Origin of the sequence: Sphingobacterium sp. SG20118, assembly GCF_044740685.1 — a bacterium.
Lineage (GTDB): Bacteria > Bacteroidota > Bacteroidia > Sphingobacteriales > Sphingobacteriaceae > Sphingobacterium.
In genome coordinates, this window is record NZ_CP172826.1 from 1,551,736 (window position 1) to 1,566,073 (window position 14,338).

Annotated in this window: 13 protein-coding genes; 3 read left to right on the top strand and 10 right to left on the bottom strand. The window is 36.2% G+C overall.

Features of this window, described 5'->3' with window-relative positions:
• Positions 1–66: 66 nt before the first annotated feature.
• The 5 genes from ACFX5U_RS07270 to ACFX5U_RS07290 all read right to left on the bottom strand — a co-directional run bounded on the left by ACFX5U_RS07270 (position 67) and on the right by ACFX5U_RS07290 (position 3,935).
• Positions 67–1,041 (bottom strand): bifunctional riboflavin kinase/FAD synthetase, encoded by a 975-nt coding sequence (locus ACFX5U_RS07270; protein WP_038697476.1) that lies wholly within the window; start codon positions 1,039–1,041, stop codon positions 67–69.
• A gap of 43 nt (positions 1,042–1,084) precedes the next feature.
• Positions 1,085–1,822 (bottom strand): tRNA pseudouridine(55) synthase TruB, encoded by a 738-nt coding sequence (gene truB / locus ACFX5U_RS07275; protein WP_400262894.1) that lies wholly within the window; start codon positions 1,820–1,822, stop codon positions 1,085–1,087.
• Between the two features lie 170 nt (positions 1,823–1,992).
• Positions 1,993–2,808, bottom strand: a complete 816-nt coding sequence (locus ACFX5U_RS07280) for an undecaprenyl-diphosphate phosphatase (RefSeq protein ID WP_038697481.1) — start codon at positions 2,806–2,808, stop codon at positions 1,993–1,995.
• Between the two features lie 15 nt (positions 2,809–2,823).
• Positions 2,824–3,054: a DUF3098 domain-containing protein gene (locus ACFX5U_RS07285; protein WP_038697484.1), complete on the bottom strand. Its 231-nt coding sequence runs from the start codon at positions 3,052–3,054 to the stop codon at positions 2,824–2,826.
• A gap of 2 nt (positions 3,055–3,056) precedes the next feature.
• Complete coding sequence (locus ACFX5U_RS07290) at positions 3,057–3,935, bottom strand: ABC transporter permease (RefSeq protein WP_280568864.1); 879 nt, start codon at positions 3,933–3,935, stop codon at positions 3,057–3,059.
• A gap of 217 nt (positions 3,936–4,152) precedes the next feature.
• Here ACFX5U_RS07290 and leuS point away from each other — a divergent pair, with 217 nt between their 5' ends.
• The gene (leuS, locus tag ACFX5U_RS07295; protein WP_400262895.1) at positions 4,153–6,936 is read left to right on the top strand and encodes a leucine--tRNA ligase; all 2,784 of its coding nucleotides are present in this window, start codon (positions 4,153–4,155) and stop codon (positions 6,934–6,936) included.
• 229 nt (positions 6,937–7,165) lie between these two features.
• On the opposite strand, the gene ACFX5U_RS07300 is transcribed toward leuS, so the two are convergent.
• Genes ACFX5U_RS07300 through ACFX5U_RS07310 form a run of 3 tightly spaced genes read right to left on the bottom strand, consistent with a single transcriptional unit; the run spans position 7,166 to position 9,528 of the window.
• A complete protein-coding gene (locus tag ACFX5U_RS07300; protein WP_038697490.1) occupies positions 7,166–7,447 on the bottom strand; it encodes a GNAT family N-acetyltransferase in 282 nt (93 codons plus the stop codon).
• 58 nt (positions 7,448–7,505) lie between these two features.
• Positions 7,506–8,270, bottom strand: coding sequence for a TIGR03915 family putative DNA repair protein (locus tag ACFX5U_RS07305; protein ID WP_400262896.1), 765 nt, complete (start codon positions 8,268–8,270; stop codon positions 7,506–7,508).
• A gap of 1 nt (position 8,271) precedes the next feature.
• Entirely contained in the window at positions 8,272–9,528 is a 1,257-nt protein-coding gene (locus tag ACFX5U_RS07310; protein ID WP_400262897.1) for a putative DNA modification/repair radical SAM protein, read from the bottom strand.
• A 252-nt stretch (positions 9,529–9,780) separates the two neighbouring features.
• Between ACFX5U_RS07310 and ACFX5U_RS07315 the strand changes: the two genes are divergently transcribed.
• The gene (locus ACFX5U_RS07315; RefSeq protein WP_400262898.1) at positions 9,781–10,218 is read left to right on the top strand and encodes a GNAT family N-acetyltransferase; all 438 of its coding nucleotides are present in this window, start codon (positions 9,781–9,783) and stop codon (positions 10,216–10,218) included.
• A 7-nt stretch (positions 10,219–10,225) separates the two neighbouring features.
• On the opposite strand, the gene ACFX5U_RS07320 is transcribed toward ACFX5U_RS07315, so the two are convergent.
• Complete coding sequence (locus tag ACFX5U_RS07320) at positions 10,226–11,767, bottom strand: DUF3943 domain-containing protein (protein WP_400262899.1); 1,542 nt, start codon at positions 11,765–11,767, stop codon at positions 10,226–10,228.
• Positions 11,768–11,877: 110 nt separating this feature from the next.
• Positions 11,878–12,465 carry a sugar O-acetyltransferase gene (locus ACFX5U_RS07325; protein ID WP_038697498.1) on the bottom strand — a complete coding sequence of 196 codons (588 nt, stop codon included), beginning with the start codon at positions 12,463–12,465 and terminating at the stop codon, positions 11,878–11,880.
• A gap of 52 nt (positions 12,466–12,517) precedes the next feature.
• Here ACFX5U_RS07325 and ACFX5U_RS07330 point away from each other — a divergent pair, with 52 nt between their 5' ends.
• Positions 12,518–13,984: an aminoacyl-histidine dipeptidase gene (locus tag ACFX5U_RS07330; RefSeq protein ID WP_400262900.1), complete on the top strand. Its 1,467-nt coding sequence runs from the start codon at positions 12,518–12,520 to the stop codon at positions 13,982–13,984.
• The last annotated feature ends 354 nt before the right edge of the window (positions 13,985–14,338 follow it).

A 14,338-nucleotide genomic window follows, 5' to 3' on the forward strand; every position in this document is an offset into this window, starting at 1 on the left:
CAGATTAAATTATAATAGAAAAGGGCCAGCGTTTATCGCTGGCCCTTTTTTATTATAATTTTTATTTTAGAAAAGTAAAGCTCTAATTTGTCTTTCGTCTTCTTGGATTTGATCTTTCATTTCTTGTAAAGAATCAAATCGCTCATCATGACGGATGAAGTGTAAAAATTTAACACGTAATGTCTTTCCATAGATATCTTCGTTGAAATCAAATAGACTGATTTCAATGCTTCTGTTCATCCCGTCTACAGTGGGGCGGGTTCCTATATATCCCATTCCTTTCGCAACGGTATGGGGCTCGTTTTCGATATATTCGCCAGTTGTAATATTTTGCAAGTGATCGAAAATATGTACTTCTACGGCGTAAATACCATAGGCAGGAATAAGCTTATGTTGTTCATGCACTTGAAGGTTGGCCGTTGGAAAACCAATGGTTCTACCAATTTGGTCTCCTCTAATGACTGTTCCTGTTAATTCGAATGGATAACCGAGGTACAGGTTTGCTGTGTTTATATCACCAGTTATCAATGCAAGACGAATACGGGTCGATGATACTGCTACATCGTTGATATCTTGTTCGGGTATTTGTTCCACCGAATAATCAAAAATATCTGCGTACTGTTGAAGATCTTTTAATGAACCTTTTCTATCTTTTCCGAAATGATGGTCATAACCTATGACAATCTTTTTAGTTCCCAGTTTTCCAACTAATACATTACTAATGTATTCTTCTGGAGTCTGGTTTGAGAAATCCCTTGAAAAAGGGGTGATGATTAAATGATCGATATCCAGTTGCGCAAGTCTACTCACTTTTTCCTCAATATCGTTAATGAGACGTAAACTATCATCATCAGGATTGATAATAAGTCTTGGGTGCGGGTAGAAGGTTAATAATACCGTTTCACCATTGATTTTTTTTGCACATTCTTTTAAATGAGTTAATATCTTCTGATGACCAATATGTACACCGTCAAACGTACCTATGGTGACAACTGCATTATCCAATGCTTTAAAATCATCTAAACTTCTATAAATTTTCATTTAATGAAATATTTGCGGGAGATTAACAAAAAGAACCTCAATATTAAGCCTGAGGTGCTGTTAAACTAATTTCTTTGTGAGCCTTTATTTTGTGGATTAATTCTTCTAAATTCCATGCTTTATCAACATGGTATTCGCCGCTTTTGGTCCTTCTTAACGAGCTCAGATGACCACCGCTATGGAGTGTTTTTCCAAAGTCGTAAGCGAGTGAGCGTATATACGTTCCTTTACTACAGGATACTCTAAAATGGACAATTGGCATATCGATTTTTTCGATGATAAAGCTATTGATGGATACTTTTCGAGTTTTTAATTCGACTGTTTCACCACGACGTGCTTTTTCATAAATACGTTCTCCGTTTATCTTGATAGCTGAATGAGCGGGAGGATATTGGTCTATATCACCCTCAAAACTCTTCGCAGCATCGTGAATCATCTGTTCCGTAATGTGATCGGTTGGAAAGGTCTCATCAACTTCTGTTTCGAGATCGTAAGAGGGGGTAGTACCACCTAAAGTGATCGTGCCGGTATACTCTTTGTCTTCTGCTTGGTAGCTGTCTATTTTTTTTGTGAATTTACCTGTACATACGATTAACAATCCTGTTGCTAATGGATCTAATGTACCTGCATGCCCTACTTTTATTTTTAGAGGTTTGATTGAGTTTCGGATTTTACCAACCACATCAAAACTTGTCCAAGTAAGCGGTTTATCTATCAATAACATTTGACCCTCGGCAAATGAAAATGCCTGTTCTATTTGATCTTTTTCGTTGTTTTCCATTCATTAATTTGCATTAGATCATTGATTATTGTTTTCAATTAGGGTATTGTTAGAAACAAAGTCTAATTGAATAAAATCAAGCTGAACTTTAATTGCTTTTTTTGCAAAGGTACTAATAATTTTTACGATAGATACCGAAAGTAGAAGTGCATTTTAGATAGTTTTAGGAATTAGTTATTCCAAAAAAACACCAATAAAGCTATACCAATAATAATGCGGTACCAGCCCCAGAACTTAAATCCGTATTTCGTTAGAACCGTTATAAATGACTTTACAGCAATCATTGCAACGACAAATGCGACAACATTACCTACGATAAAAACGATGATGTTTTCATTGCTCGAAAGTATCATTTCATACCCTTTTTGTGCATGGGCTGTTCCTTCTCCCCAAGTTTTTACAAAAACGGAATAAACCGTTACTGCCAACATCGTAGGAACGGCTAAAAAGAATGAAAACTCAGCAGCAGCTTTTCTATCCAACCCTTGGGTCAGACCCCCTATGATCGAGGCTGCAGAACGTGAAGTTCCTGGCATCATCGCTAAACACTGCCAAAAACCGATAATCAATGCTTTTTTAATAGGAATATCTTTCTCGTCTAAAATTTTAGGATTCTTAAACCATTTGTCAACAAATAAGAGAACGACACCACCTAGTACCAAAACGGTAGAAATAGCGATTTGATTCCCTAATACGGCCTCAATTTTGTCATCTAATAGTTTTCCTAGAACTAGCGCTGGGATAACAGCGATTGCTAATTTATAATAGAGCTGTATGTTTTTAACGTCAAAAAATTTCTTCCAGTAAAGTACTACAATAGAAAGAATAGCACCAAATTGGATAGATACCTGAAACATTTTAAGGTATTCACTTTCCTGCATACCCATTAAAGCTGCAGTAAATCCCATATGTGCTGTAGACGAAATCGGAAGATATTCAGTTAAGCCTTCTACAATAGCTAGAAGGATGGCTTCAAATAAAGACATAGTTTGGCTTTTCTTTTATTTAGATTTTGGTTTGTAAAGAATGGCAACAAAACCCAATGCAAAGCCTAGTACGATGACAATGGGTGCTAAAGTGATTTTAGTGAAATTATAGATATCTGTCTTACCACTCATTAAGAAGAAACCAATGATAACAATGATTATACTAACTATAAATAATTGATAATTTACTTTTGTGAAAACAAATGAACCTTTGTTTGTCGTTGGGGATTTTTTGATTTGAGCCATTTTTAACTGTATAAATCGTTAGATTTTGCTTTTAAATATTTGGTAACGGCAAAGTATGTACTTAAGCCAGAAATTAGGATTCCGATTGCAATTACTACTAAAAAGATAGCTGCAAACTCATACCAGTTTCTTAAAAATACCAATTCTGGAATTTGTTGCTGTGCAAATTTTAATGTAAATATTAACAATAGAATAGCAATTAAAGAGCCTAATAATCCATGGATAATACCGTAGGTGATAAATGGTTTACGAATGAAATTTTTCGTTGCTCCAATTAATTGCATGCTTTTGATTAAAAATCTTTGAGAATAAATCGCTAGACGTATGGTGTTGTTGATTAATGCTACGGCAATTACTAATAAAATCGCGGCAAAGGCTAATACAACGATACTGATGATACGGACATTTTTATTGACCATGTCAATTAGAGATTCTTGATAAACAACTTCTTTGATCTTGCTGTTGCGAGAGATTTTATCAATAAAGGTTTTAATACTATCGGTGTTTGCATAATCTTCCTTCATATAGACATCAATTGATGGAAGTAAAGGGTTGTGCCCTAAGTATTGCACGAAGTCTTCTCCTAAATCTTCTTTTAGAGATTTGGCGGCCAGTTCTTTGCTGATATACTCTGAACGGAGCACATAATTATCCTTTTCCAAATCCTTTTGTAAGGAAAGAACGTCTCCTTCGTTGGTACCGTCGTTAACAATTACGTTTAAAACGATATTTTCTTTTACGTATTTAGATAAATTCTTTGCGTGAACAAGTAATAGACCTAGCAATCCAGTTACTAAAAGCACTAATGCAATACTAATAACTGTAGAGACATAAACTGATTTTGTTTTTCTTTTTTGCGTGCTTGATTCGTATTCTGACATAATAAGCAATAAAAATTTATTTGCGAAAGTAATGATTTGAGAGGATTAATTCGAATTAAACTTGTAATAACTTTCTGATAAAAAGTGTAAAATTCGATGCCCCCTCTGTATTTAACTTTTCAATACTATCATTTATTGTTTAAACTACAAAACTTTTCTTACAATTCGCCATTAAAATCGTATTTTCGCAAGTCTTACAAAATTCCTCAATACAAAAATGGAGTACAATCACAAATCGTTAGAAAAAAAGTGGCAAAAATTCTGGGCCGATCATGCAACATTCAAATCAGCGGATACGCATGAAAAACCGAAATATTATGTATTAGATATGTTCCCTTATCCTTCTGGAGCGGGTCTGCACGTCGGTCATCCACTTGGCTATATCGCTTCGGATATTTTTTCAAGATATAAACGTTTAAAAGGCTTCAATGTTTTGCATCCTATGGGATATGATTCATTCGGCTTACCTGCAGAGCAGTATGCGATCCAAACTGGACAGCACCCTGCCATTACGACTGAAGCGAATATAAATCGCTACCGTGAGCAATTGGATAACATTGGTTTTTCTTTTGATTGGAGCAGAGAAGTGCGTACTTCAGAACCGGCATATTATAAATGGTCGCAATGGATTTTTATGCAGTTATTCAATTCTTGGTATAACAACGAGTCGGATAAAGCAGAGTTAATCGATACTTTAATTGAACGTTTTGAAAAATCTGGTTCTAAAGGAATTAATGCTGTTTCTGATGATGATGTATTATCGTTTACTGCTGAAGAATGGCTTGCCTTTGATGAAGAGAAACAACAGCGTGAGTTGTTGAAATACCGTATCGCTTACTTACGTGAAAGTACGGTGAACTGGTGTGCTGCTCTTGGTACAGTGCTTGCCAATGATGAGGTGATCAATGGCTTTTCTGAGCGTGGCGGACACCCTGTTGAACAGAAGAAGATGATGCAATGGTCTATGCGTATTACGGCATATGCTGATCGTATGTTGCAAGGATTGGAGCTTGTTGATTGGCCAGAACCACTGGTTGAGATGCAACGTAATTGGATCGGCAAGTCTGTTGGTGCTTTGGTGAAGTTTCCGGTTCCACAATTGGATACGAATATTGAAGTGTTCACTACACGCGTGGATACTATATTTGGAGTTTCATTTGTTGTTTTGGCTCCGGAGCATGAATTGGTTTCTAAATTAACGACTGATAAGCAACAAGCTGAAATCAGTGCATATATTGATAAGACGAGTAAAAAATCGGAACTAGATCGTATGTCTGATACGAAGACGGTATCGGGTGCTTTTACAGGTTCATATGCTAAACACCCGATCACAGGAGAGGACGTTGCGATATGGATTGCTGATTATGTGTTGGCAAGCTATGGAACAGGTGCTGTAATGGCGGTTCCTTCGGGAGATCAACGTGATTATTTGTTTGCAAAGCATTTTAATTTGCCTATTGTTCAGATTTCTGATTCGCAGCAAATCGAAGAGGAAGCTGACGCTAATAAGGATGGCAAATATATCAACTCTGATTTTATGAATGGCATGAACTATCAAGAGGGTGTGACTGCTGTGATTGCTAAATTGGAAGAATTGAAATTAGGGAAGGCAAAAATTAACTACCGCATGCGTGATGCTATTTTTGGTCGTCAGCGTTACTGGGGTGAGCCGGTTCCTGTATATTTCAAAAATGGTTTACCTTATTTGATCAAAGAAGAGGAGCTACCTTTATTGTTACCTGAGGTCGATAAATACTTACCTACTGAAACTGGTGAGCCACCTTTGGGGCGTGCAGAAAACTGGAAGTATGAGGATCAATACGAGTATGAATTGAGTACAATGCCAGGATGGGCAGGTTCTTCTTGGTACTGGTTCAGATATATGGATCCTCAAAATGCAGAAGCTTTTGTTTCTAAAGAAGCGGTTGCTTACTGGAAGTCGGTAGATTTATACATTGGTGGTTCTGAGCATGCTACAGGTCACTTGCTGTACTCACGCTTCTGGAATAAGTTTTTGAAGGATTTGGGTTTTCATAATGAGGAGGAGCCTTTCAAAAAGTTGATCAACCAAGGAATGATCCAAGGTCGTTCTAACTTTGTGTATCGCATATTGGGTGATGAGGGGAAAGCGACGGATACCTATGTGTCATATGGATTGAAGGATCAATATAATACGATTCCATTGCACGTAGATGTTAATATCGTGGTGAATGATGTATTGAATGTAGATAAATTCAAAGCTTCTAGACCGGATTATGCGCATGCTGAATTTATTTTGGAAGATGGTAAATATGTCTGTGGCACAGAAGTAGAAAAAATGTCTAAGTCTAAGTTCAATGTGGTCAATCCTGACGATATCATTGAAGCTTATGGTGCAGATACGCTGCGTCTGTATGAAATGTTCTTAGGACCATTGGAACAAGCAAAACCATGGAACACGAATGGTATAGAAGGCGTATATAAGTTCCTTAGAAAAGTATGGCGATTATTTCATGATGCAGCGGGTAACTTTGCGGTATCTGATGAGCAGCCTACTAAAGCAGAGTTTAAAGCTTTGCATAAAATCATTAAAAAAGCAGAGGAAGATATTGAAAGATTCTCTTTCAATACCTCGGTTTCGGCATTTATGATTTGTGTGAATGAGTTAACAGACCTGAAATGTAATAAGCGTGCTATTTTGGAGCAACTGATCGTAGTACTTCAACCGTATGCTCCACATATCTCTGAAGAATTGTGGTCATTGTTAGGTAATGAGGACGGTGCTATTTCTTATGCTAATTATCCAGAATTTATTGCAGATTATTTAGTTGAGTCGGAATTCGCTTATCCTGTTTCTATCAATGGTAAAATGAAATTAAACCTTTTGTTAGCATTAGATTTAGATGCAAAAGCTGTTGAGGAGATTGTCCTATCAAATCCAGATGTACAGCGTTTTATGGATGGTAAGCCTTTGAAGAAACTTGTCTTTGTGAAAGGTAAAATCATCAATGTTGTGATTTAAGTTGAACAATCAATAAGTATAAAAAAGACGCTTTCAGAAAAATGGAAGCGTCTTTTTTTTAATGTCTATTTTTACTTAAGATGTCTTGATTTGCGAATTGCAAAACACTGATGTCTTTATCTGCAGCATTTAGTCTGCGATGATGATAAACTATGACTTACCAGTTTTACTTTCATTATTTGGGCTCATTGTTACCAATGAATTTGTCTTTAACACTTCGATTAAAGGCTTAAAACAGGACATCTTGAAATGCTTCTGTTCTGTCGAAAACAGATTTTGCAAAAGGACAAAGGGGCATTATTTTAACATTTTTCTTTCGGGCATAATCTACTGCTTCTAGCACTAGTTTTTTACCAACTCCATTGCCTTCAAATCCAGGGTGAACTTCAGTATGGTCAATGATGAATTTATCTTCCCCAGCCCAAGTATATCCCATAACACCAGCTTCTTTACCATCAATTTCTGCAACTATTTGACCTTTTTTCTCGTCTTCAATATTTTTTATAGTCATCTCTTTTTATTTAAATAAACAGTTTATTTCTGACTTTGGTTTTGTAAAAATATGATTTTTATAATAAATTTTTCTCATTTAAATATTTCCAATACCGTTTAGGCAGACTTTGCACATGCAATTTTGTGTTTTTACGTTCTTTAATGTTGACCGAATCAAAGTAATGTTTCCAGAGGTAACTATAACGTAATTCTTCATCATCTAAATGGAAGGCTATGTAATCGCTATTGAAAGTATTGCTGAATTGTACTTCTACTACCTGATCTAAATCATAATAGATGCCGAAATGGCGTTTTAAATCGTAGATAAGCCATTTTTGATCTGCAAAACGCTCTTTGAAAAAGTTGACCATCAAGGGTAATACATTGAAATCAGGCTCAAGATTGGCAAAATATAATCCATCTTTCATTTTTTGAAATCTGACAAATGCTTTTAAACGGTGCTTTTCTCTTGATACTGAAAGAACTATCTTTTTTATCTGTAAGATATCGTCATTAGCATAGTTGTGATTGGATTTGTTTTCTGATTTAAAATAATAGGAGATACTACGCAGGATCAAGAGCTCACGATGTTTTATTTCTGAAAGGAAAACGTAATACAATTCTTTGATACCCTGAATGCCTATTTTCTTTTCCAATCCGAGGAGGACACGTTTAGCTTTATCATCGTCTGAGATGATGTTTTCTGTGGTAACAAATAAGCCTGACTGTATGTATTGGCCATTGTGTTGGATAGTCGCAATTTGCCATTTATATTCGTAGGAGCAAAATACTATGGTCATCAGACCCGTCCAACTGCCATCATAGAGAAGTGTTTTTAGCATTTTAAAACAAGGTTAATTGTTGACTATTGTTTTTGGTATACTTGCTTGTCGATTGAGCTAATATATACTGCTTGATATTTGTTCCAGATTTGTCTGCATAGATCTGTTGAAAACCAAGACAGGTGATAAAGTATTTTGCACGATTGGTGGCGACGCCAAGTTTTTGAAGATTTTCAATGCGCAATGGACCAAAGCGTCTAGCCATGATGATTTTTTTTGCTGATTGCACTCCAATTCCGGGTACGCGTAAAATAGTGTGATAATTGGCCTTATTGATATCAACAGGAAATGCATGCTGATTTCGTAAGGCCCAACTTAGTTTTGGATCGATGTCTAGGTCCAATAAAGGATGGGTATCATTGACAATCTCTTCTGCTTTGAAACCATAGAAACGCATGAGCCAATCGGACTGATATAATCTGTTCTCTCGTACCATGGGTACAGCTGTACCGATTTCAGGTAGTCGTTTATCATAGGAAATGGGAACATATCCGGAATAATAGACGCGTTTCAAATGATATTTTTTATAAAAATGCTGAGCCGTCAATATGATGTGTTTATCGGATTCGCCAGATGCACCAATAATCATTTGGGTACTTTGGCCTGCTGGCGCAAAGGTTGGGGTAGATTTGATGACCTTTCGTTCTTCATTAGTTCTAATAATTTCATTTTTGAGATAGCGCATGGGCAGAATCATTTCTTCACGGCTTTTATCTGGCGCTAAGAGTTTGAGCCCTTCTTTTGTCGGAATTTCTAGATTGATGCTCAGACGGTCGGCATATAAGCCTGCTTCATGGACGAGTTCATCACTTGATCCGGGGATGGTCTTTAAGTGGATGTATCCATTGAATTTATGCTCTAACCGTAATTTTTTAGCAATGGAAACTAATCTTTCCATCGTGTAATCGGCATTTTTGAAAATACCAGAACTTAAAAATAACCCTTCAATGTAATTCCTTCTGTAAAAATTGATAGTTAGATCAACAACCTCCTGTACGGTGAATGCCGCACGCTCGATATCATTGCTTTTTCTGGAGACACAGTAGGCACAATCGTAAATGCAATGATTGGTCAATAGGATCTTTAATAAAGAGACGCAACGACCATCTTCGGTATAGGAATGGCAAATGCCGCTCTGATTGGCATTGCCAATCCCTTTATTTTTATTAGCTCTATTGCTACCACTTGAACTGCAACTTACGTCGTATTTGGCGGCATCTGCTAGAATATGAAGTTTTTTAAATATACGATCGGACATATTTCTATTAATTTTAGCAAATATACTAATATTGTTAGTTATTCTACGACTTGTGATAATTTAGGGCAAAGAAGGGTGCGTTTGGAGAAGTTATTTTATTATTTTAGGCTATTGAAATTACAGTATTCATTGTTTATCTAAAATTTTCGAATTTTTATAAAATGAAAACTATTTGTAACGAAATAGGCTCAAAAGAATTATGCTTGTTTGGTTACACGCATGTCGTTATCTTTTTATTAAATATGCCATAGCATGAAAATAGATCAATTGTATATCGAACAAGTTATTGCTTCACGTACTTGGAAAATCCGTCAAGAGGTATTATATCCGCATGGCTCTTTAAAAGATGTGATGATTGATGATGATTTTGAAGGAACACATTTTGCAGCGACTATAGAAGGGGTATTGGTTGGTGTTATTTCTGTTTTTGAGATTGATGAGGGATGTTATCAATTTCGAAAATTTGCAGTATTGCCTAATTTTCAAGGTTACGGCATAGGTACAGCGTTGCTTCATGCGGTTTTTAACTTTTGTAGACTGTGGCGGGCCTCTTCGCTATTTTGCGATGCTCGAATAGGAGCGGTATCTTTTTACGAAGGGTTTGGCATGAAAATACAGAGCCAGTCCTTTTTCAAAAAGGGATTAGAATATGTGCGTATGAAAATTCTTTTATCTGATGAATTAACTTGATCGGCCCTTAAAACAATACATTGTAACCAAGAGATAGTCGAGCAAAAGGATAGCTTTTATCTATATCCTGATGATCTTTGAAATTGCCTTCTAATCTAAAATATCCTGAGTTTAGGTTGATAGAGAAGTTTTTCAATAAGCGTAGACTACCACTAACGGAAGCAGTATGTAAAAAATAGTGTGATTCATTACCGCTGATGGTCACAAAGTAACCTCCGTGATATTGCGCTCCAAATTTAAATCTTTTCCATACACTTATTTCACCTGCACCACGAATATCTATACCAGGGCCATAGTTGTAGTTTCTGCTGTCACCAAAAAGAAGATAGGGGTCAGGTACCGCTGCAAGTAATACAGGACCTCCACCCAAAGTTGTTCTTAAATGATTGTTTCCACCTAAACTAAAGGTCGAAATCATATTATAGTTTAAGCTTTGTGCTCCGTAGAAGAATGCCTCATTATGATAAAAGTCATAATTAGCAGAAAGAACACCAAGATGTCGTCCTGGTAAATTTTTTAATACACGTTTGCCATATAATGATGCATATATATTGACGGTGTTGACAAATGAACTGTCGTCTCCGCCGACTTCTAGATTGACGTAAAAATCATCAAATGGTTTTTTCTTCTCCATGTCATCATTGGAGTAAATAAGACTCAATCGAACAAAATAATCTGATTTTCCCTTGTTAATGATATCTAAGTCCTTCGTGTCGAATCGGCGAATACCAAAATCAATCTCTGCTTTGACATTTGAAGAGTCTTTTACAGAACCTTTTACCACTCTGCCCCAACGTCCATCTAACAACCGGTTCAAGCCATTGACAGGGTTAATAAAAAAGGCTAACACTTCTTTACCTTGTCGTTCGGCTAGCGAATTTGTTGGTCTTGATAAGACATTTTGCGAAATCCGATGTGTTATTTCTCCTAAAATAATCCCACCATAAGTGGTGTTTATTAAATCGTTAATCGATGGTGCTTGTGTTTCTCCAGCTGTTTCCCATATAAAGCTTCCTGCTAGGGTGGCGAGGGATGATTGTAAAAATGAATAGTTATTGGACCGGAATGCATTAAAATACAACTGGCCATGATAAGGATGAGCGATTTGGTTAGTTGCAAACGCATTATCGTCCCATGCCCATGCATTTGGTTTTAAATGTTTGAACCAGTTGTTTAATGTAATATGAGAATAGGGATCTTTTCTTATAAAATAATTGAACGAGGCGGGTAATGCTTGAAACATAAACCATTCAGTTCCCGCTCTAGCAAAGTGCTTTCTGGGGTTATGGTTAATCGTATCTTGATAATTGGGGATTTGATATATTTTGTTTTGATAATTTTTATTTTGAAGGACAGTTGGTGATGAATTAGCTGAACTACTGTGGCAAATTATTGCATCTGAGTATATTGTATCATTTAATGGTTTAAATTTATTTACGGTATCTCTATACTCCTGTATGTAATCTTGCGCATGTAGCGTTCGTGTTGAAATCAGGACCTGCAGGAGAAGAAGTATCACATATAAAGAAAGAAATCTAATTTTAGTCATTTTGATCATATATACCCGGCTTAATGTCTTAAACAAGTAACAAACTTAAATAGTTTTACAGGAATGTTAAAAAATAAGATTGTTATTGAATGAATTTGACTTAGTCCTGATTAAAAGTCATCGGCATCTTTGATCTCCAGTCTATCTGCTTCGGTGATGGTCCGGATTATTTGACATGGATTTCCTGCAGCAATCACATTGGCAGGAATATCTTTTGTAACAACAGACCCCGATCCAATAATACTATTTTCACCTATATGAACACCTGGATTAACAATGACATTACCTCCTAACCAAACATTGTCGGCTATTGTGATGGACTTTGAACATTGCCAACCTTTTGCACGGTCTTCCGGATGAATGGCATGAGTAGAGGTAAATAAGGATACCTGTGGTCCAAATAAAACGTTTTTACCGATAATAATCGGAGCGGCGTCTAGTAACGTGCAGTTGTAATTGGCGAAAAAATTGTCGCCAATGGAGATGTTAAACCCATAATCACAATAAAATGGAGGCTCAATAAAAAAACGATTGGTTTTTGTATTCAATAGATTTTTAATGACCAGCTGCCGTTCTTTAAAAGATTTTGGTTCTGTATCATTAAATTTTTTAATCTGCATTTTAGCCTGAAGTCTTTTTTCAAAAAGCTCTTTTCCAGATTCACGATAAAACGGATTCGTTAGATTCTTGTTATCCATGGGCCGAAATTACTTCAAAAAAACTAACTTTGTTGTTGAAATAGAAAAAATTATGGCAAATAATAATTTAGATGCCTTAGCTCCACAAGAGTTATGGGCAAATTTTTCTGCATTGAATGCAGTTCCTCGTGCTTCTAAGAAGGAAGAACGCGTTATCGCATTCATGTTAGATTTTGGTGAAAAATTAGGACTTGAGGTTAGTAAAGATCATGTTGGGAATGTCATAATCAAAAAAGCGGCATCGACTGGTATGGAAGATCGTAAAACGATTGTATTGCAGTCTCACTTGGATATGGTGCATCAAAAAAATAATGATACTGTTTTTGATTTTGATACACAGGGAATCGACATGTTTGTCGATGGCGACTGGGTAAAAGCTAAAGGAACAACGCTAGGTGCGGATAACGGAATTGGTGTTGCGACTATTATGACCATTTTAGCTTCTAAAGATATCCAGCATCCTGCTATAGAGGCTTTATTTACAATTGACGAAGAAACGGGTATGACCGGTGCAATGGGCTTGCAAGGAGGAATTCTTACAGGAGACATCTTGTTGAACCTGGATACGGAAGAAGATGATGAAATCGATATCGGTTGTGCTGGTGGGATTGATGTGACTGCAACGAAGTCTTATAAAGAGGAGGCAAGTCTTTCTGGAGCGGTAGCTTTTGAAATTAAAGTTCAAGGTTTAAATGGCGGTCACTCTGGAATTGAAATTCACAAAGGCTTGGGGAATGCAAATAAGATCATGAACCGGTTGTTATATAAATCTTACGAAGAGTTTGGTTTACAAATCGCTACTTTAAATGGCGGAAGCTTACGAAATGCCATACCACGTGAGTCAGTTGCGACGGTAATTGTATCTTCGGAACATGAAGATCATTTTGCTTCAGATTTAGCACCACTTATAAAATCCATCCAAGATGAGTTTAAGACGGTTGATGCAGATTTGACGATTACCATTGAGAAATTAACTACTGTTCCTGCTCGTGTTATCTCTCCTTTGGATCAACAGTTGCTGGTAAATGCTATTTATGCTGCTCAAAATGGCGTATATCGTGTAAGTGCAGATTTTGAAGATTTAGTGGAAACTTCGAATAATATAGCTAAGGTTACGGTTGAAAATGGGAAAATGAATGTCCAATGCTTGACTCGGTCATCTGTTGAAAGTTCTAAAATTGATTTAGCGCAATCATTGCAAGCAACATTTGAATTAGCAGGATTTGATGTTGAATTTTCCGGCTCTTATCCAGGTTGGACACCTAATGCAAATTCAGAGATTTTAGAAGTTCTGAAACGTATTTATGTGGAGCAACATAATGAAGAACCAAAAGTTGTAGCGTGTCATGCGGGCTTAGAATGTGGTATATTGGGCACTAATTACCCTGAGATGGATATGATTTCTTTTGGCCCCACAATTCTAGGGGCACATTCGCCAGCAGAGCGGGTGTCGATTTCATCTGTTCAAAAATATTGGGCATTTGTCAAGCAGATTTTGAAAGAAATTCCTAATAAATAAACTGAAACAAATAATAGTAAAAGGCTTAAATTAATTTTTAAGCCTTTTTTTGTATTGCATGTAGTGGTTTTTAATATATTTTATTTAAATTTACTTATCGTTGCTCATGATAAGAGAGGTACAAATACTTATTTACTCCTTTATCCTCTGTTTTCTAATCATGACATTTACTCCTGCAAATAGCTGTCTTTTTAGTGAGAGTATGCTTTTGTCATTTATCGAAAAATGACAAAATGTTATTCTGACTAGAATTGTAATTGAGGCATTTAATCAGGGGTTTTATAACCGAATATCTAATTACTTCCTTCTTTTTATTGCTCTTTTCTTATCATATAAGTCTATTTTATAGGAATT